The organism is Actinacidiphila sp. bgisy160 (genome assembly GCF_057707815.1).
The window spans coordinates 20041-43594 of record NZ_JBYIQW010000001.1; the positions used below are offsets into that span (position 1 = coordinate 20041).

The window sequence follows — 23554 nt, forward strand, 5'->3', positions numbered from 1 at the left end:
GATCACGGTTGCGTGACGGGTGTTCATCAGTGGGACGGATGTCAATTCTCTGATGTAAGTATGTGGCCATCCGAGGCGGGGGGCCGGATCCTGAGGAAACGCGCGCTCCCGCCCGCTCGTCCCCATTTGCGCAAGGAGCGACCTCACATGGCCACGCCCACCACTGACGCCCCGCACGGCTACGACCCGGCCGGTCGGCCGCTGTCCGACAAGTCGAAGATCACCGCCGGTCTGCTGCAGCTCTTCCTGGGCACCCTGGGCATCGGCCGCTTCTACACCGGCCACACCGGCATGGCGATCGGCCAGCTCCTGACCTGTGGTGGTCTGGGCATCTGGTCCTTCATCGACGCGATCCTCTTCTTCACCAGCAAGGACCGCACCGACGCCAAGGGCCGCGTCCTGCAGGGCTGATCCCCGGTCGCACCCCGACGGCCCGCCTCCGCTCTCCGCAGCGGAGGCGGGCCGTCGCGCTCCCGCTCAGACCGGCTCGATGAAGCCCTGCTCCACCAGCAGCCGGATCGCCTCCGGCGTGCGGTCCCGCAGCACCACCGGCTCCTCGCCCAGCAACTGGGCGATGGCGTCCAGGATCCGACCGGCCGTCAGCGTCCCGTCGCAGACGCCCGCGAAGCCCGCGCCGACCGTGTCCACCCTCGTCGCGCGCCGCATGCCGCGGTTGGCCCGCAGGACGACGTGCTCCGGGTCCTCGGCGCCGGGCAGGCCCACCTGCTCCTGCACCACCTCGTCCGCCAGCCGGAAGCGCTCGTCGAGCAGCGCCGCGTCGTCGTGGGTACGCAGGAAGTCCTGGCGCCCGAACCAGGCCGCGATGTGCGGGCCGAGCGGCTGCTCGACCGGGTGCGGCCACTCCTCGGCGGTGATCACGGGACGGTCGGAACCGGTCCTGCGCACGGTGATCCAGCCGAAACCGACGGCCCGGGTCTTGCGCTGCTCGAAGGCGTCCAGCCACGCGTCGTAACGGGCGGCGTACGCCTCAGGCCCGGCCAGGTGGTCGCCACCGTCGCGCAGCCACAGCTCCGCGTACTGCGTGACGTCCTGCACCTCCCGCTGCACGATCCACGCGTCGCAGCCGGCGGGCACCCAGGCGGCGACGCGGTCCCGCCAGTCCTCGCCCTCGGTGTGCTCCCAGTTGGCCAGCAGCTGCAGGTGCCCGCCCTCGGTGAGGTGGTCGGTGGCCTGCCGGACGACGGTTCGGCACAGGTCGTCGCCGGCCATGCCGCCGTCGCGGTAGGTGAAGCGGCTGCCCGGGGAGATGACGAACGGCGGGTTGGACACGATCAGGTCGTAGCGCTCGTCGCCGACGGGCTCGAAGAGGCTGCCCTGCCTGACGTCCGGCTCGGGGGCGCCCGACAGGGCGAGGGTGAGCCGCGTGAAGTGCAGGGCGCGGGGGTTGAGGTCGGTCGCGGTCACCCGGGTGGCGTGGCGGGAGGCGTGCAGCGCCTGGATGCCGGAGCCGGTGCCGAGGTCCAGCGCCCGGGCCACGGGCGTGCGTACGGTGATCCCGGCGAGGGTGGTCGACGCGCCACCGACGCCGAGCACCAGGTCCGCGCGGTCCACGCCGGGCGTCGTACGGATGCCGTTGGCGCCGCCCACGGCGCAGCCGAGGTCGGAGACGATGTACCAGTCCTCGCCGCCGTCGCCGCCGTAGGGGCGGACGTCCACCGTGGCGCGCACTTCTTCGCCGTCCCGGACGAGCCAGCCGTCCTCGAGGGCAGCGTCGAGGGGCAGCACGCCCCGCAGCCGCGCGTACGGGACCGGCTGCTGCAGCAGGAAGAGCCGCACCAGGCTCTCCAGCGGGCCGCCACCGCGGGTGGCGCGCAGGGCGGGCACGGTCTCCGCCCGCGAGAGCGCGGCGTAGGCGGTCGCCCCGAGCAGGTCGAGGCAGCCGTCGGCCGTGAAGGCCGCGGCGCGCAGCGCGTCGCGGAGGCGGCCGGCGCGGTCGGGGGCGGGCAGGGGCTGCGGGGGCGGCTGCGTACTCACGCTGCCATTGTCGCCCCGGAGAGGGCGCCCGGTGGACCCCACCCGCCCTCGGGCCGTCAGGACTTCGAGGGCGTGGCGCCGGAGTCCTGGCAGCCGGGCTGCTTCGCCATCGCCTGGCCGACCTCGCCCTGGCGCAGCGTGTCGAGCGCCTGCTCGCCGCTCTTGCTCACCTTGGCCAGGCTGTCGGAGACGCTCTTCAGCCCGTCGGCGAACTTCGCCTGGTCGGAGACGGGTAGCGCGTCGACCTGCTCGCGCAGGTTCGCGTATGCGGTGGACAGCGCATTGAGGTCGCTGACCGCGTCCTGCTTGAGCTTGGCGCCGTTGTCGACCGGCGGGTCGCCGGCCTTGCCCACGATCCCGGCGAGCGCCTTGTAGGCGTCCGAGATCTGCCCGAACGCCGTGGAGTCGGCGCTCCGGACCTCCTGCGGCTTGGCGTTGCTCGGGGTGTTGCTGATGTGGGTGTTCGCGTCGTTGATCTTCTCGACCTGGGCGGAAGCCTGGTCACAGACCGTCTTCGCCCAGGCGTCGAGCTCCTTGTTACCGCCGTCGCCGCATCCCGACAGCGACCCCGTCGCGAGGATCACAGCCGTGACGGACAGTGCAGCCGCGAGTTTGTTCTTCACGGCCCCGGAACCTACACGGCTCTTGTCCGCGGGCCACATCGCTTCCACTCGATATGCCCACTATTGCTCCTTATGAACCAAGAAGAGGGTGATGCATCTGACGTGGGCGCAGGCGGCGGGCGCCACCCCGGAGGATGACGCCCGCCGCCGTATCAGGATGAGCCAACGCTACGTCAGACCGTGGCCGTCGCATTTGGGTCGGCTGATCGCTTCGTGCTCGCGGTGTCGTCGTGGCCGGTGTCGGCGCCCTCGTCATCCCCGACCGCGATGCCGCGCCGCTTGGAGATGTAGACGGCGGCGACGACGACCAGGAGCGCCACGGCCGCGGCGCCGATCCGCACGCCCAGGTTGGCGTCGTCGCCGTAGGAGAACTTCACCACCGCGGGGGCGACCAGCAGCGCCACCAGGTTCATGACCTTGAGCAGCGGGTTGATGGCCGGACCCGCGGTGTCCTTGAAGGGGTCGCCGACGGTGTCGCCGATGACGGTGGCGGCGTGGGCCTCGCTGCCCTTGCCCCCGTAGTGGCCGTCCTCGACGAGCTTCTTCGCGTTGTCCCAGGCACCACCGGAGTTGGCCAGGAACACCGCCATGAGCGTGCCCGCGCCGATGGCCCCGGCGAGGTACGAGCCCAGCGAGCCGATGCCGAGCGCGAAGCCCACGGCGATCGGGGCGAGGACGGCGAGCAGACCGGGGGTGGCCAGCTCGCGCAGCGCGTCCTTGGTGCAGATGTCGACGACGCGCCCGTACTCGGGCTTCTCCGTGTAGTCCATGATCCCGGGGTGCTCGCGGAACTGCCGGCGCACCTCGAAGACCACCGAGCCGGCGGACCGGGACACGGCGTTGATCGCCAGTCCGGAGAAGAGGAAGACGACGGCCGCACCGAGCAGCAGGCCGACCAGGTTGTTGGGCTGGGAGATGTCCAGGTCCAGCCACCTGAGGTCTGCGGCGGAGATGTTCGCCTCCCGCACCGCGGTGTCGACGGCCTCCTTGAAAGAGCCGAACAGGGCGGTCGCGGCGAGCACGGCGGTCGCGATGGCGATGCCCTTGGTGATCGCCTTGGTGGTGTTGCCGACCGCGTCGAGGTCGGTGAGCACCTTGGCGCCCTCGCCGTGGACGTCGCCGGACATCTCGGCGATGCCCTGGGCGTTGTCGGAGACCGGGCCGAAGGTGTCCATGGCGACGATCACGCCGACGGTGGTGAGCAGACCGGTACCGGCCAGCGCCACCGCGAACAGGGCGAGCCAGATCGAGGCACCGCCCAGCAGGAAGGCGCCGTACACCGAGAGGCCGATGAGGACGGCCGAGTACACCGCCGACTCCAGACCGACGGAGATGCCGGACAGGACGACGGTGGCGGGCCCGGTCAGGGACGTCTTGCCGATGTCCCGCACCGGGCGCCGGTTGGTCTCGGTGAAGTAGCCCGTGAGCTGCTGGATGAGCGCCGCCAGCACGATGCCGATGGCGACCGCGACCAGCGCCAGGATGCGCGGGTCACCGCCGTGCGAGGCGATGTCGCCGGGCACGTTTGCCAGCTCCGCGTACGTCGAGGGCAGATACACGAACGCCGCGACGGCCACCATCGCCAGCGAGATCACCGCGGAGACGAAGAAGCCGCGGTTGATGGCGGTCATGCCGCTGCGGTCCTTGCGGCGGGGGGCCACCGCGAAGATGCCGATCATGGCGGTGAGCACACCGATCGCCGGGATCAGCAGCGGGAAGGCCAGACCGGAGTCGCCGAAGGCGACCTTGCCGAGGATGAGCGCGGCCACCAGGGTGACGGCGTACGACTCGAACAGGTCGGCCGCCATGCCTGCGCAGTCGCCGACGTTGTCGCCGACGTTGTCCGCGATGGTGGCGGCGTTGCGCGGGTCGTCCTCGGGGATGCCCTGCTCGACCTTGCCGACCAGGTCGGCGCCGACGTCCGCGGCCTTGGTGAAGATCCCGCCGCCGACACGCATGAACATCGCGAGCAGCGCGGCACCGAAGCCGAAGCCCTCCAGCACCTTGGGCGCGTCGGCCTTGTAGACCAGCACGACGACGGAGGCGCCCAGCAGACCCAGGCCCACGGTGAACATGCCGACCACACCGCCGGTGCGGAAGGCGATCTTCATCGCGCGGTGCGAGACGGTCGTCAGGTCCGCCGCGGGCTCACCCTGCGCCGGGGTCGCGGCTCGTGCGGCCGCGGCCACGCGGACGTTGCTGCGCACCGCCAGCCACATGCCGATGTAGCCGGTGACCGCCGAGAAGCCGGCGCCCACCAGGAAGAACACGCTACGGCCGATGCGCTGCGACGTGGTGTCCGCGGGCAGCAACATGAGCAGGAAGAACGCGACGACCGCGAAAGCTCCCAGAGTGCGGAACTGCCGTGCGAGGTAGGCGTTTGCGCCTTCCTGCACGGCAGCCGCGATCTTCTTCATGCTGTCGGTGCCCTCGTCGGCACTGAGCACTTGACGTACCAGCACCACGGCGAGCACCAGGGCGGCCAGTGCCACCACCACGATGACGAGCACGAGATTGCGGTTGCCGTCGGTCAGTACGGGTGATGCGGCCAGGGGTTGAGCGATGTCCTGCAGGTGAGGGGTGAGTGGCCCCGCCATTCGTCCTCCTTGACGTTTGGCACGTGGGCGCGCGGCTCCGGCGACTTAGCAGCCGCGACGCTCAGGCTTGTGAGCTGAGCAAAGATGGACGGATTGTAGGGAGCCGAACTAGATCAAAACAGGGCGCAGGAAACGAAATTCGCCGAGGCCGGGGATGTAGCAAAGGAGATCGCCCACAGATATCACCGGAAAAGGTGAACAGTCACCGTGTAAGTGGATCAACCACCGGGTGAATCCGCGCACGCCGAGCTGACCTGCGGTGAAGCTCGCAGGCGGCTCGGCAGGAGGAGCGCGTGAAGGGGCGGGGCGGCTAGGAGAGCGCGGCCGGGTTCAGCGGCCAGCTCATCCGGATGACATCGCCGTACTCTCCCGAGAAGACCTCGACGTCGTCGACGAGGCCACTGATGACGGCCAGACCCATCTGGCCCTCGTCCTCCGCCTCGGAGGAGTCGGACGAGGAGGACGAGCCGTCGGGAAGCGACTCGGGGTGCTCGGCGGGGCTGTCACCACGCGCCGAGGGCACATTTGCGGCGTCGGCCGGGCGGTCGTCCGCCTCCGAGGACTTGTCGCCGACCTCGATGGAGAACTTCTTCTCCTCCTCGGTCAGCACCACCCGCACCGGACGGTCCGCACCGCTGCTGCGGTACAGCCCGACGGCCCGGCTGCACGCCTCACCGACGGCGAGCCGGACCTCGTCGAGGACGGCCTCGTCCACCCCTGCCCTGCGGGCTACCGCAGCCGCCACCAGTCGTGCGGTGCGGACGTGCTCCGGCAGTGCGCTGAAGAGCAGTTCTACGGTGGGCATGGCCTCCCCCTCGTGCCTGTGGGCGGGCAACACAGGGGCCCGGGCGTCGGCGTCGCCCGGAGCCCCGCGGTCCGGCGCCGAACGTCAGTCGGTCGCCGCGACGGCCTCGTCGACCGAGGTGTGGATGGGGAACACCTTGGTCAGGCCGGTGATACGGAAAATCTTGAGAATGCGCTCCTGGTTGCACACCAGGCGCAGCGAGCCTTCATGCGCGCGAACCCGCTTGAGCCCGCCGACGAGCACACCCAGTCCGGTCGAGTCCAGGAAGTCCACGCCTTCCATGTCCACGACCAGGTGGTAGCTACCGTCGTTCACGAGTTCCACCAGCTGCTCCCGCAGCTTGGGTGCGGTGTACACATCAATCTCGCCGCCGACCTCGACGACCGTACGGTCGCCGACGGTTCGAGTCGACAGGGACAGGTCCACGGATCCTCCAGCACCTTGCATCGAGCGGTCGCCCCCCATGGATCGGCAGCCGCGATGGCATTCAATCACTTACCAGCGGGCATGCACGACGCCTTACGGCGATTGTCCGTCATGCCAGTGACACACTGAGTGCCGATGGCTCAGGATCATCTTCCGCAGTCGGCGCACGGCCGTACCTCCCCCGTCGCCCTCCTGGAGCGGCTTGCCACGGGGGCGGGCAGGGCCGCGCGCATCACCCATACGGAGCACTTGCCCCCGCGGGCGGGTCGCCATGCCGATTGGCCTGATCAGATCCGCCCGGAGGTGATCGACGCGGTCCGCGCGTGCGGCATCGAACAGCCCTGGGAGCACCAGGCCCGGGTGGCCGCCCACGCCCTCGCCGGCACCTCCGCGGTGGTCGCCACGGGGACGGCCTCCGGCAAGTCCCTGGCGTACCTCGTGCCGGTCCTCAGCGCCCTCCTGGAGGGCTCCGAGGCCCCGAACGGCCGGGGTGCCACCGCGCTCTACCTGGCACCCACGAAGGCCCTGGCGGCCGACCAGCGCCGTGCCGTGGCCGAGCTCGCCGCCCCGCTGGGCAAGGCGGTGCGCGCGGCGGTCTACGACGGCGACACGCCGTTCGAGGAACGCGAGTGGGTCCGCCAGTACGCGACCTACGTGCTCACCAACCCCGACATGCTCCATCTGGGCGTCCTGCCGGGCCATTCCCGGTGGTCCTCCTTCCTCCGGCGGCTGCGCTACGTCGTGATCGACGAGTGCCACAGCTACCGGGGCGTGTTCGGCTCGCACGTCGCCCAGGTCATACGCAGGCTGCGGCGCGTCTGCGCCCGCTACGGGGCTGATCCCGTCTTCCTCCTCGCCTCCGCGACCGCCGCCGACCCCGGCGCCACCGCCACCCGGCTGACCGGTGTGCCCGTCGCCGAGGTCACCGAGGACGCCTCGCCCCGCGGCGAGGTCGCCTTCGCCCTGTGGGAGCCCCCGCTCACCGAGCTCAGCGGGGAGCACGGCGCCCCGGTGCGCCGCACCGCCACCGCAGAGGCCGCCGACCTACTGACGGACCTGGTGCTCGACGGCACCCGCACCGTCGCCTTCGTGCGCTCCCGGCGGGCCGCCGAGCTGATCTCCGTCATCGCCCAGGAACGCCTCGCCGAGATCGACCGCCGGCTGCCCCGCCGGGTCGCCGCCTACCGGGGCGGTTACCTGCCCCAGGAGCGCCGGGCCATCGAACGGGACCTGCACACCGGGCGGCTCCTCGGACTGGCCTCCACGACGGCCCTGGAGCTGGGCGTGGACGTCTCCGGGCTCGACGCCGTGCTCCTGGCCGGGTACCCGGGCACCAGGGCCTCCCTGTGGCAGCAGGCGGGCCGGGCGGGACGGTCCGGCCAGGGGGCACTGGCGGTGCTGATCGCCCGCGACGACCCGCTGGACACCTACCTCGTGCACCACCCGGACGCCCTCTTCCGGCGTCCCGTCGAGTCGACCGTGCTCGACCCCGACAACCCCTACGTCCTCGCCCCGCACCTGTGCGCCGCGGCGGCCGAGCTGCCGCTGGGCGAGGAGGACCTGGCGCTCTTCGGGCCCGAGACCGCCGGGCTGCTGCCGCAGCTGGAGCGCCGCGGCCTGCTGCGGCGCCGTACCGGTGGCTGGTTCTGGACGCGGCGGGAGAGGGCCGCCGACCTCACCGACATCCGAGGCGAGGGCGGCAAGCCCGTCCAGGTGGTCGAGGCCGGGACCGGGCGCCTGCTCGGCACCGTCGACGCGGGCGCCGCGCACACCACCGTCCACGAAGGCGCCGTCCATCTGCACCAGGGCCGTACCTATCTCGTCCGGCACCTGGACCTGGAGGACTCCGTCGCGCTGGTGGAGCGGGCCGACCCGCCGTACTCGACGATGGCCCGCGACACCACGGCGATCTCCGTGCTCGACGAGGACCTGGTGGAGGAGTGGGGCGAGGCCCGCCTCCACTTCGGCTCCGTCGAGGTCACCCATCAGGTCGTCTCCTTCCTGCGCCGCCGGCTGATCACCAACGAGGTGATGGGCGAGACCAGGCTGGACCTGCCACCGCGCACCCTGCGGACCCGAGCCGTGTGGTGGACGGTCACCGACGATCAGCTCGACGCGGCGCGTATCCACCCCGAGGAGCTGCCCGGCGCCCTCCATGCGGCCGAGCACGCCTCGATCGGTCTCCTCCCGCTCTTCGCCACCTGCGACCGCTGGGACATCGGCGGGGTCTCCGTGCCGCTCCACCAGGACACCGGGCTGCCGACCGTCTTCGTGTACGACGGCCATCCCGGTGGCGCGGGCTTCGCGGAGCGGGCCTTCCGCACCGCCCGCGGCTGGCTCACCGCCACCCGCGAGGCGATCGCCTCCTGCGAGTGCGAGTTCGGCTGCCCCTCCTGTGTGCAGTCGCCCAAGTGCGGCAACGGCAACGACCCGCTGGACAAGCAGGGCGCGGTACGTCTGCTCGACGTGCTCCTTGCGACGGAGGGCCCGTCGGAGCCCGCCCCCGCCGTCCCCGCGCCCGCCCCGGATCCGGAGCCCTGAGGCCCGGCCCGGGAGCGCACCCGGGCGGGCCCGACCGCGGCCGTGACGTCGGCGATCTCACCGCTGACCACACAGCGCAACAGCCGGGCGTGCTGGGCGGCGGCCACCCGTCCGGCCGTGGCACAGGCCTCCGCGCCACCCCGCAGGGCGTGGTCGGCGGCGGCGAGCGCCGCGAGGTCCGCGGCCGCCCCCGCGCGGTGCCGTGCCGCGACGGCGGCGCCGAACGTCAGCACGGCGCACGCGGCCAGCGCCAGCAGCGCCCCCAGAAGCGCCGTCCAGACCGTCGCGGAGCCCTGGTCGTCCGCTCGCCGGCTCACGGCCGCTCCCCCGTTCCCTCCACGGCGGCGACCGCCTCCCCGCGGAGCGTGAGGGACAGGGAGCGGACCTCGACGGTCACCCGGACCACATCGCCGCCCCGGTGGAGGAAGACCACGGCCCCGGCGGGAGCCGCCGTGCGGGCCGCCTGCAGCACCGCGCCGTCCCGCTCCTCGCGGGCGGCCGCGCGCGCTCCGGCCCGTGCGGCGTCGACGCAGCGGATCTGCGCGGCCGCCGCGGCCAGCCCCCACAGCAGCAGCCCCGTGAGGAACACCAGCGACGGGATGACCACCGCGGCCTCCGCCGTGACGTAGCCGGCGTCGCCGCGGCGCTCAGAACGCCACATCGAGGGCCCGCTTGATGAGCCCGCTGAGCGCGGAACTGACCGCGCCCGAGGTGACCACCTTGTAGAGCACGGCCGCGAAACCGCAGGCCGCCAGCGTGCCCACGGCGTACTCGGCCGTGGTCATCCCGCGCTCGCCGGTGCGGCAGCGGCGGCTCAGCTTCCTCAGACAACGCTTCACTCGCATGACTCCCCCTTCAGTTCGTCGTGCCGGCGAGGATCGCCCCCGCCAGCCCCATGACCACCGGCGCGACCCCCACGAGGAGGAAGGCCGGCAGGAAGCACAGCCCCAGCGGGGCGGTGACCAGCACTCCGGCGCGACGTGCGCGCGCCGCCCCGCGACGGGCGTGTTCGGCGCGGCAGCCAGCGGCCAGCCGCGCGATCTCCTCGACGGGCGGCACTCCCGTCGTGGTGGCCCGCTCCAGGCACCGGGCGAGCTCTCGGCAGCCGAGCCGGTCCAGCCGGCCCCAGCACTGCGCGGGGTCGCCGCCCAGGCGGAGCTCGGCGGCGGCGCGGGTGAGCGCCTCCCCGAGCGGCCCTCCGAGGGACGGCCCGACGGCCTCGGCGGCCTCGCGGGGACCCGCCCCGGCCGTCACGCAGGCCGCCATCAGATCGGCCGCCAGTGGCAGCTGTCGCGCGGCCCGCGCCTGGTCCACGGGCCCGGCGGGCCGGGGCCGCCGCTGCCGGCGACGTATCGCGTAAGCGGCACCGATCCCGGCCGCCGCGCCGGGGATTCCGCCGACCAGGGCGAACGCGCCCAGAGCGACCCCGGCGACCGGCGCCCATTCCCGGACGGGGGCCGTACCCGGCCACCTGCTGCCGCGCCGGGCAGGGGGTGCCATGCCCATGAGCAGCCGGAGCCTGCGCCGCGCGGCGCGCTCCCTCCGGGCGGCGGCGAACGCGCCCGCGACGCAGAGGGCGGCGGCGACGGCCACGACGATCCCCAGCCTGTGGACGACGTCGCCGCTCATGACCCGCCCTCCGCGGTCCGGACGATGCGCGCGGTCCAGGCGAGCCCGGCCCACTCCAATGACCCGCCCGCCGCCAGGCAGCCCAGCCCGGCGGGTGTGCGCAGCAGGGTGCCCAGCGGATCCGCGCCCAGCCCGGTGCCAAGGACCAGCCCGAAGACGGGCAGCAGGGCCAGCAGCGCCACGGTGGAGCGGGGCGCCGCAAGCTGGGCCCTCAGGTCCTCCCGCTGGTCGCGTTCGGCACGCAGCGCGGCCGCGATCCGGTCCAGGCCGTCCGCGAGCCCGGCACCTCCGTCCATCGCCACCCGCCAGCACGCGGCGACGCCGGAAAGCCCCTCGGCGCCCTCCAGCCGGGCGGCCGCCAGCAGCGCCGCGGGTACGTCACCGGCGAACCGGGCGGCGGCCAGCAACGGCAGCGCGGCGTCCGAGAGGCCGGGACGCTCCGGCCAACCCTCACGGCCCAGCGCACCGGCCAGCGCGGCGGGCGGGGCCAGTCCGGCCCGCAGGTCACCGGCGACCGCCGCGCACAGCGCACCCACCGCCACGGCCCGCCGTTCCGCCTCGGCCCGCCGCTCCCGCTCGCGCAGCCCGCGCCCGGCGAGTGGCACCGCGGCCGCCCCGAGCAGGACCGGCAGCACCGAGCCTGCGGCCAGTCCCGCGACCAACCCGCCGGGCAGGAGAAGCACTTCGCGGCCGAGGCGCCAGCCGAACCGCACCCGGAACGGCTCCAGCAGCCCGCTGAGGCGGGTTTCGATCCCGACTGGCCCCAGGAGCCCGCCGGGCGTCCCGCGGGCCTCAGGACCGCCACCGAGCAACGTCCGCGCCCTGCGCAGGACTTCGTCCCGAGCGCACACCACCCAGGCAGCGGCGCCCGCCGACAGGGCGGCAAGGAGCACCGCGGCGCTCATGGCCGCCCCCTCTCGCAGAGCGCGGCCAACCGGTCCCATCCCGGGCCGCGTTCGGCACCGCGCAGGGCCGGCACCGTGCCGACGATCCCGTCCGGCCCGCGCTCCAGGACGTGGATCTCGGCGACCCGGCGCCGGCCCGAGCGGTCCCGCACCAGATGCACCACCACTGACAGGGCGGCCGCCAACTGGCTGTGCAGCGCTGCCCGGTCCAGACCCGCCACGGCACCCAGCGCCTCCAGCCGGGCGGGCACATCCCCCGCGGCGTTGGCGTGGACCGTCCCGCAGCCGCCCGCGTGCCGCGTAAACCGTGCATGAACAGGCACAGGGCGGATGGCCCACTTCCTAGCCATCCAAGGAAAGGGCCGCCCGTGCCTACCGTCGTGATCTACGACCGCCTATCTCGCCTGTTCGCCGACGAGGCGCCCGACCACCGAATCGCCGCCTGCAAGCGGTACGCCGCCGACCGTGGCTGGACCGTCGTCCACATCGCGACCGACACCAACGTCTCCGGCGCGTCCCAGCTTGAGGACCGCCCCGGCATGCGTGAGGTGCTGACCCGGCTCCCCAGGGCCGACTACGTGCTCGCCGCCAAGCTCGACCGGTACGCGAGGTCGGTCTGGGAGTTTCAACGGCTCCTGAAAGCCGCCGAAGCCACGAATACGACCATCGTCACGGCGGACGGCGTACTCACCCCGGAGACGTCGCGGTTTATCGTCAACGTCTTCGCGTCGTTCGCCGAGTACGAGCGCGACATGATCAAGGCGCGCATCACCGCGTCGAAGGAGCACCACCGCTCCAAGGGCAACCACCTCGGAGGGCTCCCGCCGTACGGGTACCAGGTGGTCGGACCGGTCAACGCTAAGCGGTGGGAGATCGACGAGCCCGCCGCCGCGATCATCCGCGAGTGTGCCAGCCGGCTCGTCCACAACGGCGAGCCGATCGCTGCCCTTGCTCGCGACCTGAACAAGAGGGGCGTACTCCCGCCCGCAGATCACGCCCGCGCCCGTGCCGGGCGAGAGCTCCGGGGGCAGCAATGGCACACGACCACCCTCCGCGACGTGCTGTACACGCCCGCCGTACGGGGGTGGCTCATCCAGGCAACGCCAGGCACCAAGCGCGGTGCCCTGACCAATCAGCCCGTGCTCGACAACAAGGGCAAGCCCATATCAGCTGGCCCCGCACTCCTCGATGCCGAGACCTGGGCCGCTGTCCGCGCGGCGCTGGACGAAAAGGCCAAGGGGCGCGGCACCGACCGCTCCGGGAAGTCCGTCCTCCTCCACATCGCCCGCTGCTCCGAGTGCGACGGCCCGATGTACCGGCAGCGGCGAGCCGTGAAGGGCGTCGACTACTCGACGTACGTGTGCCGTGCCGGTGTCGGGAAGCGCGGCATCCACCGCCCGAACGTCGTCACGGCGCGATACCTGGAGGAGCTGGTCACTGAGGACTACCTCCGTCGGTTCGGCAATTTCACCCGGATGCGCTGGGCCGAGCCGGACGGGTCCGCCGTCCTCCAACTCTCCGAGGTGTCCGCGTCGATCGAACGACTCTCGATTAACTTGCAGGCGCTTGACCCGAACGGCACAGCGGTGCGCATCGCGTACCGCCAGCTGGAAGTACTGGAGAAGCGACAGGCCGAGCTCAAGGCCGAGGCCGAGCACTCCGTCGGCAGGTGGGTCGACGCCGGAGGCACCGTCGCCGACGAGTGGGAGCGACGCGACGAGGAGGGCCGCCGGGCACTGCTGGCCGACCTGGGTACGCGGGTAGTCGTCCGTCCGGCGACCCCCGGCGCACCGAAGCGGTTCGACCCGGCGCGGGTGACGATCGACTACGACGGCCCGGCGTGGCTTCGTGGCCTGGACCCGGCGGAGGCGGAACTGGCCGCACTGCACGTCGACCTCGCCGACTGACGGCGGCACTGACGGCCGACGGGCGGTGTCTCGGGCGATGACCCCGGGGCGCCGCCCTTCGTCGTTTACACGCCCAGCAGTGGCGTTGTGGCCGACGTCACTAATTTGGTCTCCACTATGTGGGACGGACCCGAGCCAATTCCGAGGTGCTGGCCCACTTAGTACATGTGGCGCGGCACTTCGGTGCTGCGGCGGGTGCCTGGGGACGGCACGGGTAGCGACGGCCTCGGGGCCGCCCTCGCGGATGACGCGGGGTGCGACTCCGGGGCCGTTGGCGCCCAGGCGCTGCGGGCGTAACCGCCGGTGAAAGAGCGCTAGCGCAAAGCTGAGCACTGCCCGCCGGAGTGGTGGTTCGTGACGTAGAACCGTCACTCGCTATTCCAACAAGTAGTTTTGGTCGGTCGGTTTCACTAAGCCAACAATCCTGAAGTGACGTTTCTTCGTCACCACGCGTCACGCGGCCCTGTCCGGCGCCCCTCGCTCGCGCCCCGTCCGCGCCTCGCCTGAGCACCCGCCGCGCCGATGCCCGCCTTCGGGACGCGCGCTCGCCGCAGCGTGAGCACCCCGTTCGTGCCTGGCGCACTTCCGGGCCGCCCGCATGACCCATCCACCGTTTGGAGGTCCTCCCATGCCGTCTAACCCGTATACCGCTGTCCACCAGCGCGCTTCCTTCCAGCGCGGTCCAGCGAAGTACCACTGCTGCTACATCTGTGGCCTGCAAGCCAGCGACTGGGCTCTGAACCGCGACGCCGGGCACGAGATCAAGCTCGATGACGCCCGAGTGCATCGCGGATCGCAGCGCCGCCGCCGCACCTACGCTGACTCGCTCGACGCGTACGTTCCGCTGTGCCGTAGCTGCCACCGCGCGTACGACGCTGGAGCCGTCGACCGCCGGTCCCGCTGGAACATCATCGACCCGGACCTCCGCGAGCGTGCCCGCGCCCGCGTCGCCGCCGCCCGGTCGGCGTGGCTTCGCTGGCGCGGTAAGCCGGTGACCAAGGAGTTCCGCGAGTGCGAGTCGTGCGCCGGACCGTTCTGGACGACTCGCGGCGACACCTGGTGTGTGTTTTGCCGCCAGCCCGACACTGCCGCGATCGTCGGCAACCGTCGTCCCATGCGACGCCCGTAGCACGCCACTGCTGCCCCGCTGACGGCCGAGCACGCGACGACCGTCCCCTCACCAACACCGCCACTCAGCATCGCGCTGGGTGGCGGTTCTTTCGTTCCCGAATGGAGGCCCCATGGCCGCACCCACGACCGTTTACACGACCGCCAACCTCGCAGTCATGCTGGCCCATCCCGCGTGCCCGCCAATGCTGGCAGCCAACTGGTCGCACCTGACGAGGACTGCCGCGAACCGCGCCGACGCCATACGCCGGGGCGACCCCGACGACGCCGAGTTTTGGCGCCGTCAGAACGACGAAGCCCTCAGCCACCTCGACGCAACGCTCACCGCCCACGCCCCGAGCCTGCTGCCCAACCACTGAGGAGCGCCCATGGACGACTACCTGCATGTGCCGTACCGCGCCTGGAAGGCGATCCGCTGGGCTGCCCGCGCTGCGTTGCGGTCGAAGGGCTACACCGCCGCCGAACTCGCATCTCCGGAGACCCGCGCCCGCGCTTTCGACGAGCTCACCTCGGACTTGCGCGGCCCCGACCACCTGCCCGCAAGCCAGCGCGCCGCGATGATCGCCGCCGCCGCGAACTACGCGCTCGACCGAGAGATCCGCAGCGCCCGCACGTGAAGGAACCCATGCCCACGATCACCCGCGCCGACCTGATCGCGCTGTTCCGCTGGACAGCCGGCTCGTCGCTCCTGATACTCCTCGCGCTCGTCCTGCTGACGATCTAGCCGCCGACCACAACCTCACACGCCAAACCGCCCCGGGGCGTGCTGCTGACCGCGCAGCGCGCCCCTTCGCCATGCCTGGAGCCACCCATGAACCCCAAGCACCTTCGCCCCGGCGACGAGATCCACGCCGCCCGGCTTGCCGACGTCCTGCCCGACGTCATCGACCAGCGCCCCGGCTCGTACGAGAACGTCACCCGCGTCATGTGGGCCGTGAACGACGAGCTCACCCGACGGCAGCAGGCGACTGTTCCGCTCGGCGTGATGGTCCGGCTTCTGCGTGATGCCGGGTGGGTCGTCCGGAAGACGACGCGTGACGGTCGACGCAGTACGTACGTGTTCGGCCTGGCGCTGTCGGACGCCGCATGAGCCGTGGCCCCGTGAGCAAGCGTTGGGCCAGGACCGTCCGCCGTGTCGCCGGAGCTCACCTCGTGAATGCCCGTGACGACTTGTCCACGGTCGCAGCCCGTGAAGCCGCATACACACGCCTCGTCGAAGCACTCACCGTGCCGGACTGGGTCGATATCCCGTACGACGAAGCGGCCGACATCGCCTGCGATGTCGTCTGGGCCCTCGTGAACAAGTGGGCTGATGGCTACCACCTGCGCGCCAAGCCGCGCGACTGATCCACACCGCGTTTACACACACCTCGAAGGAGACCCCGTGTCCCAGATCTACGCCGACATCACCGGCATCCCGCCCCGTGCCTTCCTCCCCAAGCCCCTTCACAAGTTCCTCGACGCCCGCGAGGCCGCCTACGAGCGGTTCGTCGACTACGAGTCGGAACACGCCGAGCTGCTGATGTCCAGCTGGGAGGCCGCCGCCATCGCGAAGGACGAGGCTGCCGGTCGCGATGCCATGGCCGCCGGTCGTGATCCGCTCGACGAGCCGTCGCACCTGGAAGCCGCCCAGCGCCGCCGCCCGCGTGTGATCGGCGCCCTCCGACAGCTCGCCGCCGAGGTCCACAAGGCCGACGCCGCGCTCAAGGCCGCTGTTCGCCGGGAGATGCCCGCGATCGCGGAGCTGGTCGAAGCCGACGTGTCCAAGGCCGCGAACGCATACATCGACGCCCAGCGGGTCGCTGACGCCGCCCGGCAGGTGTACGGGGCCGCTCTCACCCGGCGCGCGTGGGTGACCAACTGGGACAAGCTCGGCCTGTACACCGACTGCCCGGACGTCACCGAAGCTACGCCGGTCACGGCATCCGAGGGCCCCGCCGTCGATCTGTACGGCTTCCCGATCGACCGTGGCGCCGCCGAGGTCCGAGCCATCGACGAGTCGTACGGCCGCGTCGTTGCGAAGCCGAAGCGTGCGATCCGATCGACGGTCAATGGCCAGGAGCTGGAGATCGACGAGCACCACGCCGCCGCGCTGGTCGCCAAGGGCCAAGCCGAGTACGTCGACGGCGCCGCCTGACCAATCAGCCGGCTCGGGGCGGTGGCCGATCGCTGCCGCCCCGTCGGCGCCCAACCCAAGGAGTACACATGACCGACCCGTCACCCCTCGATTACCCGCCGCCCGGCATCACGCAGCGGGAGTGGGCCGACATGTCCACGAGCGAGCGAGCCGCCGCGCTGTACAACGGCGAGCCGATGTCGTGGGCGCACGACGACGACGTACAGCGACTGCGCGAGCGCCCTTGATGTTGCTCCGCGTCGCCGCTTTCCACCAGCTGGTGCTGGGCGACAAGGTCCTCAGCGCTGGCGACACGTTCGAGGTCGCCGACGAGGTGGCCGCGAACTTCCTCGCTACCGGAATGGTGATCCCCGCCGACGGCGACTGGCGCGGCGTGGTGCCTGGTGCCGTACCGCAGCCACCCAAGCCGGAACCTAAGCCCCGGAAGGCCAAGGGCCGCACCCGCGCCGAGTGCCCATGTGAGCCAGGGCCGCGCCCTCAGGGTGCGCGTGCATCGCTACAGATGTGCCCGGTGGATGGGTGCCAGTGCAAGACCTACCGGGGTAAGTGCCGGGCGCACGCTCGGTACAACGCTACCGGGGTGAGGTACCGCGACAGCCACAACGACGGCAGCTCGACCGACCAGGCGCGCTGGCTGCGTGCCAGCCGTGCTTACCTCCGCGAGCACCCGTGGTGTGAAGACTCAAGCCACCAGCCCGCGATCGCCGCGCCGCCCGCGAAGGTCGTCGACCACATCGACGGGCTAGGCATCCAGGGCCCACGGGGCTTCGACGAGACCAACTTGCAAGCGCTTTGCGCGCCGTGTCACGGCCGGAAGACCGCTCGCGAGTCCTTCGGTCACTAATTGTGACCCCCACCCGGCGGGCGGCCCCTTCGACCCCGGGGGCTCAACGCGCGGGGGAGGGGAATCGAGCATTTGTTGACCAGTATCAACTTTCCGGGGCGTGCCCCGACCACACAACGTGAGGTGAACCGTGGCCGGTGTGCCCGGAATGAAGCAACCCGCTCGCCGCAACCCGATCCAGCGCGGCGAGTCGACCACCAAGCTGCCGAACTACTGCGACTTGCCTACTCCGGCGATACCGCCTGGTGCCAACTTCACGGACGCGCAGGCGTCCCGCTGGGATGAACTCTGGGCCACCCCGTCCGCGTGGCTGTGGTCGGAGTCGGAGATCGGCCTCGTGGCCGCGTACGTGCACCTGGAACGCACGCTGTTCGACGGCACCGGTACCGCAGCCACGATCCGCGAGGTCAAGGCGCTCGGCGAATCGCTCGGCATGACCCCGCAGTCTCGCGCCCGTATGGGCTACACCATCGAGGAGAAAAAGTGACCAAGCGACCCAGTGCCCGTCAGCAGGCGGCGCGGAAGAGGGCCGAAGCCGCCCCCGCGCATGTCGACCCGAGGCTGTGTCCGCGCCACAGGAGCTACGTGCATCGGGGCGCGCCCTGCAAGTGGTGCACGGCGGGTTACCCGACCATCGCCGAAAACCAGATGATCACCATGCTGGACGCGATCGTCGAGGTGGACGCTCCCGAGGTCCGTACGAGTGGCGACGACCTGCGGCGGCGGATCGCTGATCTCGCCTGAGCAGGCCCGCCGCCAGCTGGCCCACTTCCACGATGACCGGGTCGCTCCCGGTTGCGTCTCCCATCGCCTGACGCCCCTCGGATTCGTCCGGGGGGCTTCGGCGTATCCGGGGCGATCCAAGCGAACGAAGGAGACAACCCATGGGCCGATGGGATAACCGCTGGCCACACCCCGTGCCGGACGGTCAGGCATGGTGCCGCGTCGGGCCGCACCTGGCGGACGTGGGCGACATGAAGCGCCACGCGCACAGGCCCGGCGGGATCGACACGATCTGCCGGGCGCACCACGTTGCCGCCGGGCGCGCCCGGTGCGCCGCGAATCCGGGTGCCCACGCTGCCGACAGCCGGGCGCACCGCGCTCGTCTCGCTGCCCGCACCGACGCCGAGATAGCTGCTGGCCGTGCGCGACTTCGACCGGACGGCCTGAAGCGGTGCCGCAAGTGCCGTGAGCAACTCCCGCTCGACGCATTCAGCGACAACCGCACCCGCGCCGACGGCCTCAACGTCGACTGCCGCGACTGCGACAACCCGAAGCTCCGCCGCGCCGCAATGCCTCACATCGAAGCGATGGACCTGTGGACGTGCGTTTACTGCGGCGGCCCTGCCGAGCACACCGACCACGTCATACCGCAGGCTCACGGCGGTAGCGACGACGCGGTGAACCTCGTCCCGGCTTGCGCGGAGTGCAACACGTCGAAGAACGCCGCCCCGGTCCTTGAATGGATCGCTCGCCGCGACCCCGAGCTCCTCGACCTGGTAGCCGGCTGGCCCGTCGAGGTCATCGAGGTGACCGCTTGAGACGCATCTCCGTAACCACCGCCGTCCGCGTAGCCGCCCTCGCCGCAGCGATGTTCATCTCGTTCGCCGTCGAGCGCGACCTGGCGCTGTCCCACGGCGTGCCGACGGTCGTCGCTCCGGCCGTGCCCGTGGCCGTCGACCTGTTCATGGTGTGGGCTGTCCGGACACGGCGTGACGTCGCGCTGTCCGTGGCCGTAGCCGTCGCCGCGAACGTGGCCGGTGTGCTGACCGTCGAGCCGCTGGCCGCCGTCGACACCTGGGTGTCCGCCGGACTGCACGCGGTCTTCCCGTTGACCGTGTGGCGGATGCACCGGCGTCACGCGCCCGCTGCCGACCCGCTGACGACGCAGGACGCCCCGGCCGACCGACCGGCCGCACCGGTCCCGGACACGCCCCCAGTCGCCCAGCAGGCCACGCGACCGGACACGGTCACGAACAGGCCGAAGGCGACTCCAGCGGAACGGCGACCGGCCGCACCGGCTGCCGACATGTCCGCCGTCCGCGACGCCGTCCGCGAGCTGGCCGCCACTGGCCAACGCGTGACCGGCCGGATGTTGGCCGACCGACTCGGTGTGTCCGAGCGGACCGCACGCCGGTACCTGGCCGCCGTCGCTTAGACCGTTTACACGCCGCCCCGCCCTGGTTCATCACGAGCCGGGGCGGGGCTTTTTGCGTTTGCCCTGGTCACGAGCTTGAGAAGCCTCCGAACAGCGTCTTCAAATGTTCCCGGCGCCGCTACAGAGCGGAGTCAGGCAACTGCGGAGGGGTACCGAATGAACACCGAACACACGCACCGCGCGATGGGCCGGGGGGCCGCTGTGCACGTCATCCTGGCCTCCGGCTGGACGGCTTGCGGCAAGCAAGGGGTCTACGGCGAGCCGGTCATTACCGGTTCGACGTGCAAGGTCTGCGAACGCCGGTCGCCTGAGCTCGTGAAGCCGATCGCTCCCGCGCCGGTCGAGGCTCCGAAGCCCAAGGCCAAGCGGAAGGCCCCGAAGGGCCGCAAGCCCCGCGCCACGAAGGCGGCGGGTACGACGAAACTCTTCGCCTCCGACAAGAACGCCGACGCCGCCACGATCCCCGGCGCTCGCTGGGCGGCGAAGGTCCGCGCGACCGGTGCGCTCACGGCGTCCGTGAACTGCGCCGAGTATGGACTGATCGATGCCGCCGACAAGTGGATGGCTCTGTGCGTGACGCACAACGAGCAGGACTTCCACCCGACCCACCGCGACGCGTGGACGGCTCGCCGCCGCCCGCAGGACTGGTGTGGCGGATGCGCCGCGATCGCTGCCGGGGGTACCGACTGACCCGGCCAACTGCTAAGACGCCCCTCAGTGAACCGCTGGGGGGCGTTTTCGCGTTTACACGTCCGCGACGAACGACCCTTGCCCGAGCACGGTCCGCAGTCGCCCCTCCGCGCGCAGCGCCGCCACCGCCTTCTGAACGGTCGAAGCGGCGACGTCCAGCTCGGCCGCGAGGTCGACGACCGCCGGGAAACGAGAGCCGGGCGGGTACGTACCCGCGTCCAAGCGCCGCCTGAGCTCGTCGGCGACTTGCGGCCACACGGGAACGGAGCGGTCAAGATCCATGGTGCCTAGCGTCCGCGAATGTGCGTCATCGTGCGACCGCGCATGCGCGAATGCGCGTATGCTCAACGGCGAGAGGACCCCGGCGACGGAGGCAACCGTCCCGGGGCTTGGCCACTCGCTTAGAGGAGCGAATGACATGCATGAGGCTACCGCCCCGCGCCGACTTGGCACCGACCCGCTCACGGGGAAGACCGTGTTCGCCCTGACCAAGCCGGGCTCCCCCTTGGACCGGGCCGCAGACGTCGCCGAGGTCGAAGCCGCCGTCGCTCTTCACGCGGTGGTTGAGACGATCTTGGAGGCTGGCGAAGCGATCGGCGACGCCGAACGGGCCGTGTTCCTGGAGCCCATGACTGCGGCGCTGGGGAAGGTGATCGCGATCGCCGCGAAGCACCTCGACGACCCGGGCGACGCGTTGGACAGCACCGCCGCCCGCGCACTGCTCGACGTCCTTCGCCGCGCGCACCACTGACCGCGCCTGCTCGCCGCTGAACGGCCGAACGACCGCCCTCGGGTACATCCCGGGGGCATCGTCGTTCACGCGCCCCAATCGGCCGTCCTGACGATTCGGCAGAGGTGCGTGTACGGTCAGCGTGCCATTCGCCTTCGTGACCGGTGTTGAGGGCGCCCAGCAGATCGAGGACCTCGGGCCCGCGCACCTCGCCGACCACCAACCGGTCCGGCCGCATGCGCAGCGCCTGCCGTACGAGGTCCCGCAGGGTGACCAGCCCGGCGCCTTCCTGGTTGGCGGGCCGGGTCTCCAGCCGTACGACGTGCGGATGGCGCGGCCGCAGCTCGGCGGAGTCCTCGGCGAGGACGATGCGCTCGCCCGGCGGGACGAGGCCGAGCAGGCAGCTCAGCAGTGTGGTCTTGCCGGAGCCCGTGCCGCCGGAGACCAGGTACGACAGGCGGGCGTCCAGCACCGCCCGCAGGAGGGCGGCCGTACCGCCGTCCATGCTGCCCGCGGCCATCAGCTCGTCCAGGGTGAAGGCCCGGGTGCGGACGACGCGCAGGGACAGGCACGGGGCGCCGACCACCACCGGCGGCAGCACCGCGTGCAGCCTGGTGCCGTCCGGCAGCCGGGCGTCCACCCAGGGCCGGGCGTCGTCCAGGCGTCGTCCGGCCGCGGAGGCGAGCCGCTGGGCGAGCCTGCGCACCGCCGCGGCGTCCGCGAACCGCACGTCGGTGCGCTCCAGTCCGGCGCCCCGGTCGGCCCACACCTCGTCCGGCCCGTTCACCAGGACATCGGTGACGTCCGGCTCGGCGAGCAGCCCCTCCAGGGGCCCGGCGCCGACCATCTCCGAGCGCAGGGCGGCCACCACGTCGAGCACCTCGGTGTCGCCCAGCAGCCGGCCCTGCGCCCGCAATGCGGCGGCCACGCCGGCCGGGGTGGGCTCGTCCCCCGAGGCGGCCAGCCGCAGGCGCACGGCGTCGAGCAGGGCGGGTGTCATCACGTCGGCGCTCATGCGGCCACGCTCCCGCCACCGGGCAGCGCCGCGGTGAGGAAGGCCGAGCAGAACCCTGCCAGCGGGCCCCGGCCGCTGCTTCCCGGTGCCTCGCCGCTGTCCAGGGCGAGGCGCAGGCCGGGCTCCGGCGGCAGCTCGCCGGCGAGCGGGAGCCCGACCAGCTCGGCGAGCGTCTCGTCGGTGAGCCCCGAGCCGAAGGGGCCGCGGGCGACGACCCGCAGGTCCCGCAGCACCATGGCCATCCGCGAGGCGACGCGGCCGGCGGCGGCGACCGCGCGCAACTCGGCCGGGACGACCAGCAGGCCGACGTCGATCTGGGCGAGCGCCTCGGCCACGGCCTCGTCCATCCGGCGCGGCAGGTCGACGACCACCACGCCGCCGCGCCGCCGGGCGGCGCCCATCACCGACCGCATGGCCGGCGGCGGGATGACGACGCTGTCGCCCCGGTCCCAGCTGAGCACGCTCAGGGCGTGCGTACAGGGGAGCGACTCCTCCAGGGCGCCGCTGTTGACCCGGCCCCGTGACTCGGCGAGGTCGGGCCAGCGCAGCCCGCCCACCCGTTCGGCCCCGAGCAGCACGTCCAGCCCGCCGCCGAGCGGATCGGCGTCGACGAGCATGGTGCGGCGCCCGGAGCGGGCGGCCGTGACGGCCATCGCGCAGGCCAGGGTGCTGGCGCCCGCGCCACCGCGGCCGCCCACCACGCCGATCGTCAGGGCCGGGTCGCCGGCGCCCTCCGCCACGTCGGCGATCCGGTCGACCAGCCAGGTCTCGGCGTCGGGCAGGAAGACGACGTGCTCGGCGCCGACGTCCACGGCGCGGCGCCACACGTCGGGATCGTCCAAGTCCCGGCCGACGAGGAGCACGCCCCGCCGGCGGTGCGCCGTGTCCGGCACCCGGCGGACGTCGTCGGCGCCGACGAGCACCAGCGGCGCACCCTCCCAGCTGCCCGGCGCCGGCGGGACCCCGAAGGCGACCTCCGGCTCCGCGCCGGCCGCGGCGCACAGACGCAGCAGGTCGTCCAGGAGGGCCCCGTCCTCGGTGACGATCAGCGGGCCGCCATCGGATTCGTCCTTTCCGCGCGGGCGTCCGGACACCCGCCCGGACGGCCACCCGCCACGCGTTCCTTTTGTTTCATCGTTGAATGATTCGGCCACCTCGGCGTCCCCCTCGCTCGTTCCGGCCCGTCCCGTCGGTATCGGGCACATGCACCGGACCCATCTCCGGCGCGGCATTTGCCGCCAGAGTCTCGTGAGTCGCCGAAAATTGATGATCTTGGTGGTAATCCGTGGATAACCAGGCCGTTGTGGATATCCCCGCCACCCACCCGAGTGGCTTCCGCCGGGCAGCGCAACGAATGCGATCCGTCACTCACGGTAGTCGCACAAGAAAAAAGACCGGCCCCCCGCGGAAGCCGCGGGGGGCCG

General features: G+C 72.0%; 28 protein-coding genes and 1 pseudogene. 15 read left to right on the forward strand and 14 right to left on the reverse strand.

Going from position 1 to position 23554, the window contains the following annotated elements:
- Positions 1–147 precede the first annotated feature (147 nt).
- Entirely contained in the window at positions 148–411 is a 264-nt protein-coding gene (locus tag AC3EUJ_RS00070; RefSeq protein ID WP_431958763.1) for a TM2 domain-containing protein, read from the forward strand.
- Between the two features lie 66 nt (positions 412–477).
- Here AC3EUJ_RS00070 and AC3EUJ_RS00075 read toward each other — a convergent pair whose 3' ends face one another.
- From AC3EUJ_RS00075 to bldG, 5 genes are all read right to left on the reverse strand, one after another.
- A complete protein-coding gene (locus AC3EUJ_RS00075; RefSeq protein ID WP_431958764.1) occupies positions 478–1995 on the reverse strand; it encodes a DUF7059 domain-containing protein in 1518 nt (505 codons plus the stop codon).
- Between the two features lie 56 nt (positions 1996–2051).
- On the reverse strand, positions 2052–2618 hold the full coding sequence (locus AC3EUJ_RS00080; protein WP_431958765.1) for a small secreted protein: 567 nt from the start codon (positions 2616–2618) through the stop codon (positions 2052–2054).
- A 173-nt stretch (positions 2619–2791) separates the two neighbouring features.
- Positions 2792–5215, reverse strand: coding sequence for a sodium-translocating pyrophosphatase (locus AC3EUJ_RS00085; protein ID WP_431958766.1), 2424 nt, complete (start codon positions 5213–5215; stop codon positions 2792–2794).
- A gap of 310 nt (positions 5216–5525) precedes the next feature.
- Entirely contained in the window at positions 5526–6020 is a 495-nt protein-coding gene (locus tag AC3EUJ_RS00090; protein WP_431958767.1) for an ATP-binding protein, read from the reverse strand.
- A gap of 84 nt (positions 6021–6104) precedes the next feature.
- Positions 6105–6446 carry an anti-sigma factor antagonist BldG gene (gene bldG / locus AC3EUJ_RS00095; RefSeq protein WP_018562186.1) on the reverse strand — a complete coding sequence of 114 codons (342 nt, stop codon included), beginning with the start codon at positions 6444–6446 and terminating at the stop codon, positions 6105–6107.
- Positions 6447–6581: 135 nt separating this feature from the next.
- On the opposite strand from bldG, the gene AC3EUJ_RS00100 reads away from it, so the two are divergent.
- Positions 6582–8987, forward strand: a complete 2406-nt coding sequence (locus AC3EUJ_RS00100; protein WP_431958768.1) for a DEAD/DEAH box helicase — start codon at positions 6582–6584, stop codon at positions 8985–8987.
- A gap of 56 nt (positions 8988–9043) precedes the next feature.
- On the opposite strand, the pseudogene AC3EUJ_RS00105 reads toward AC3EUJ_RS00100, so the two are convergent.
- From AC3EUJ_RS00105 to AC3EUJ_RS00130, 6 genes and pseudogenes are all read right to left on the reverse strand, one after another.
- Positions 9044–9304 (reverse strand): annotated as a pseudogene (locus AC3EUJ_RS00105) (Rv3654c family TadE-like protein); the annotation flags it as partial.
- Positions 9301–9648, reverse strand: a complete 348-nt coding sequence (locus tag AC3EUJ_RS00110) for a TadE family type IV pilus minor pilin (RefSeq protein WP_431958769.1) — start codon at positions 9646–9648, stop codon at positions 9301–9303. The gene AC3EUJ_RS00110 and the pseudogene AC3EUJ_RS00105, both read right to left, overlap by 4 nt.
- Positions 9635–9832 (reverse strand): DUF4244 domain-containing protein, encoded by a 198-nt coding sequence (locus AC3EUJ_RS00115; RefSeq protein WP_431958770.1) that lies wholly within the window; start codon positions 9830–9832, stop codon positions 9635–9637. Before AC3EUJ_RS00115 ends, AC3EUJ_RS00110 begins: the two co-directional genes overlap by 14 nt.
- A 10-nt stretch (positions 9833–9842) precedes the next feature.
- Positions 9843–10616 carry a type II secretion system F family protein gene (locus AC3EUJ_RS00120; protein WP_431958771.1) on the reverse strand — a complete coding sequence of 258 codons (774 nt, stop codon included), beginning with the start codon at positions 10614–10616 and terminating at the stop codon, positions 9843–9845.
- The gene (locus AC3EUJ_RS00125) at positions 10613–11521 is read right to left on the reverse strand and encodes a type II secretion system F family protein (RefSeq protein WP_431958772.1); all 909 of its coding nucleotides are present in this window, start codon (positions 11519–11521) and stop codon (positions 10613–10615) included. The genes AC3EUJ_RS00120 and AC3EUJ_RS00125 overlap by 4 nt, the downstream gene beginning before the upstream one ends.
- Positions 11518–11844: an ATPase, T2SS/T4P/T4SS family gene (locus tag AC3EUJ_RS00130; RefSeq protein WP_431958773.1), complete on the reverse strand. Its 327-nt coding sequence runs from the start codon at positions 11842–11844 to the stop codon at positions 11518–11520. The genes AC3EUJ_RS00125 and AC3EUJ_RS00130 overlap by 4 nt, the downstream gene beginning before the upstream one ends.
- Before the next feature lie 45 nt (positions 11845–11889).
- Between AC3EUJ_RS00130 and AC3EUJ_RS00135 the strand changes: the two genes are divergently transcribed.
- The 13 genes from AC3EUJ_RS00135 (at position 11890) to AC3EUJ_RS00195 (ending at position 20385) form a co-directional block, all read left to right on the forward strand.
- Positions 11890–13428 carry a recombinase family protein gene (locus AC3EUJ_RS00135; protein ID WP_431958774.1) on the forward strand — a complete coding sequence of 513 codons (1539 nt, stop codon included), beginning with the start codon at positions 11890–11892 and terminating at the stop codon, positions 13426–13428.
- A 628-nt stretch (positions 13429–14056) separates the two neighbouring features.
- Positions 14057–14557 carry a hypothetical protein gene (locus AC3EUJ_RS00140; protein WP_431958775.1) on the forward strand — a complete coding sequence of 167 codons (501 nt, stop codon included), beginning with the start codon at positions 14057–14059 and terminating at the stop codon, positions 14555–14557.
- A 112-nt stretch (positions 14558–14669) separates the two neighbouring features.
- Positions 14670–14915, forward strand: a complete 246-nt coding sequence (locus AC3EUJ_RS00145; protein ID WP_431958776.1) for a hypothetical protein — start codon at positions 14670–14672, stop codon at positions 14913–14915.
- Between the two features lie 9 nt (positions 14916–14924).
- Positions 14925–15173 (forward strand): hypothetical protein, encoded by a 249-nt coding sequence (locus AC3EUJ_RS00150; protein ID WP_431958777.1) that lies wholly within the window; start codon positions 14925–14927, stop codon positions 15171–15173.
- Between the two features lie 194 nt (positions 15174–15367).
- Positions 15368–15646 carry a hypothetical protein gene (locus AC3EUJ_RS00155; RefSeq protein WP_431958778.1) on the forward strand — a complete coding sequence of 93 codons (279 nt, stop codon included), beginning with the start codon at positions 15368–15370 and terminating at the stop codon, positions 15644–15646.
- An 11-nt stretch (positions 15647–15657) separates the two neighbouring features.
- On the forward strand, positions 15658–15903 hold the full coding sequence (locus AC3EUJ_RS00160) for a hypothetical protein (protein ID WP_488180929.1): 246 nt from the start codon (positions 15658–15660) through the stop codon (positions 15901–15903).
- 37 nt (positions 15904–15940) lie between these two features.
- On the forward strand, positions 15941–16693 hold the full coding sequence (locus tag AC3EUJ_RS00165; RefSeq protein ID WP_431958780.1) for a hypothetical protein: 753 nt from the start codon (positions 15941–15943) through the stop codon (positions 16691–16693).
- A 68-nt stretch (positions 16694–16761) separates the two neighbouring features.
- Entirely contained in the window at positions 16762–16920 is a 159-nt protein-coding gene (locus AC3EUJ_RS00170) for a hypothetical protein (protein ID WP_431958781.1), read from the forward strand.
- 765 nt (positions 16921–17685) lie between these two features.
- Entirely contained in the window at positions 17686–18024 is a 339-nt protein-coding gene (locus AC3EUJ_RS00175) for a hypothetical protein (RefSeq protein ID WP_431958782.1), read from the forward strand.
- A 98-nt stretch (positions 18025–18122) separates the two neighbouring features.
- Positions 18123–18281 carry a hypothetical protein gene (locus AC3EUJ_RS00180; RefSeq protein ID WP_431958783.1) on the forward strand — a complete coding sequence of 53 codons (159 nt, stop codon included), beginning with the start codon at positions 18123–18125 and terminating at the stop codon, positions 18279–18281.
- A 230-nt stretch (positions 18282–18511) separates the two neighbouring features.
- Entirely contained in the window at positions 18512–19078 is a 567-nt protein-coding gene (locus AC3EUJ_RS00185; protein ID WP_431959215.1) for an HNH endonuclease, read from the forward strand.
- Positions 19075–19695, forward strand: a complete 621-nt coding sequence (locus AC3EUJ_RS00190; RefSeq protein WP_431958784.1) for a helix-turn-helix domain-containing protein — start codon at positions 19075–19077, stop codon at positions 19693–19695. The genes AC3EUJ_RS00185 and AC3EUJ_RS00190 overlap by 4 nt, the downstream gene beginning before the upstream one ends.
- Positions 19696–19851: 156 nt before the next feature.
- On the forward strand, positions 19852–20385 hold the full coding sequence (locus AC3EUJ_RS00195; RefSeq protein ID WP_431958785.1) for a hypothetical protein: 534 nt from the start codon (positions 19852–19854) through the stop codon (positions 20383–20385).
- Positions 20386–20439: 54 nt separating this feature from the next.
- On the opposite strand, the gene AC3EUJ_RS00200 is transcribed toward AC3EUJ_RS00195, so the two are convergent.
- The 3 genes from AC3EUJ_RS00200 to ssd all read right to left on the reverse strand — a co-directional run bounded on the left by AC3EUJ_RS00200 (position 20440) and on the right by ssd (position 23224).
- Positions 20440–20667, reverse strand: a complete 228-nt coding sequence (locus AC3EUJ_RS00200; RefSeq protein ID WP_431958786.1) for a GntR family transcriptional regulator — start codon at positions 20665–20667, stop codon at positions 20440–20442.
- 179 nt (positions 20668–20846) lie between these two features.
- A complete protein-coding gene (locus AC3EUJ_RS00205) occupies positions 20847–22130 on the reverse strand; it encodes a TadA family conjugal transfer-associated ATPase (protein ID WP_431958787.1) in 1284 nt (427 codons plus the stop codon).
- Entirely contained in the window at positions 22127–23224 is a 1098-nt protein-coding gene (gene ssd, locus AC3EUJ_RS00210) for a septum site-determining protein Ssd (RefSeq protein WP_431958788.1), read from the reverse strand. Before ssd ends, AC3EUJ_RS00205 begins: the two co-directional genes overlap by 4 nt.
- Between the last annotated feature and the right edge of the window lie 330 nt (positions 23225–23554).

What these genes read in the sequence shown, in the direction of transcription:
- AC3EUJ_RS00070 (WP_431958763.1), top strand. Translation starts at nt 148, where the DNA reads ATGGCCACGCCCACCACTGACGCCCCGCACGGCTACGACCCGGCCGGT.
- AC3EUJ_RS00085 (WP_431958766.1), bottom strand. Translation starts at nt 5,215, where the DNA reads ATGGCGGGGCCACTCACCCCTCACCTGCAGGACATCGCTCAACCCCTG.
- AC3EUJ_RS00090 (WP_431958767.1), bottom strand. Translation starts at nt 6,020, where the DNA reads ATGCCCACCGTAGAACTGCTCTTCAGCGCACTGCCGGAGCACGTCCGC.
- AC3EUJ_RS00100 (WP_431958768.1), top strand. Translation starts at nt 6,582, where the DNA reads ATGGCTCAGGATCATCTTCCGCAGTCGGCGCACGGCCGTACCTCCCCC.
- AC3EUJ_RS00110 (WP_431958769.1), bottom strand. Translation starts at nt 9,648, where the DNA reads ATGTGGCGTTCTGAGCGCCGCGGCGACGCCGGCTACGTCACGGCGGAG.
- AC3EUJ_RS00115 (WP_431958770.1), bottom strand. Translation starts at nt 9,832, where the DNA reads ATGCGAGTGAAGCGTTGTCTGAGGAAGCTGAGCCGCCGCTGCCGCACC.
- AC3EUJ_RS00120 (WP_431958771.1), bottom strand. Translation starts at nt 10,616, where the DNA reads ATGAGCGGCGACGTCGTCCACAGGCTGGGGATCGTCGTGGCCGTCGCC.
- AC3EUJ_RS00125 (WP_431958772.1), bottom strand. Translation starts at nt 11,521, where the DNA reads ATGAGCGCCGCGGTGCTCCTTGCCGCCCTGTCGGCGGGCGCCGCTGCC.
- AC3EUJ_RS00140 (WP_431958775.1), top strand. Translation starts at nt 14,057, where the DNA reads ATGCCGTCTAACCCGTATACCGCTGTCCACCAGCGCGCTTCCTTCCAG.
- AC3EUJ_RS00145 (WP_431958776.1), top strand. Translation starts at nt 14,670, where the DNA reads ATGGCCGCACCCACGACCGTTTACACGACCGCCAACCTCGCAGTCATG.
- AC3EUJ_RS00150 (WP_431958777.1), top strand. Translation starts at nt 14,925, where the DNA reads ATGGACGACTACCTGCATGTGCCGTACCGCGCCTGGAAGGCGATCCGC.
- AC3EUJ_RS00155 (WP_431958778.1), top strand. Translation starts at nt 15,368, where the DNA reads ATGAACCCCAAGCACCTTCGCCCCGGCGACGAGATCCACGCCGCCCGG.
- AC3EUJ_RS00170 (WP_431958781.1), top strand. Translation starts at nt 16,762, where the DNA reads ATGACCGACCCGTCACCCCTCGATTACCCGCCGCCCGGCATCACGCAG.
- AC3EUJ_RS00175 (WP_431958782.1), top strand. Translation starts at nt 17,686, where the DNA reads ATGAAGCAACCCGCTCGCCGCAACCCGATCCAGCGCGGCGAGTCGACC.
- AC3EUJ_RS00185 (WP_431959215.1), top strand. Translation starts at nt 18,512, where the DNA reads ATGAAGCGCCACGCGCACAGGCCCGGCGGGATCGACACGATCTGCCGG.
- AC3EUJ_RS00195 (WP_431958785.1), top strand. Translation starts at nt 19,852, where the DNA reads ATGAACACCGAACACACGCACCGCGCGATGGGCCGGGGGGCCGCTGTG.
- AC3EUJ_RS00200 (WP_431958786.1), bottom strand. Translation starts at nt 20,667, where the DNA reads ATGGATCTTGACCGCTCCGTTCCCGTGTGGCCGCAAGTCGCCGACGAG.
- AC3EUJ_RS00205 (WP_431958787.1), bottom strand. Translation starts at nt 22,130, where the DNA reads ATGAGCGCCGACGTGATGACACCCGCCCTGCTCGACGCCGTGCGCCTG.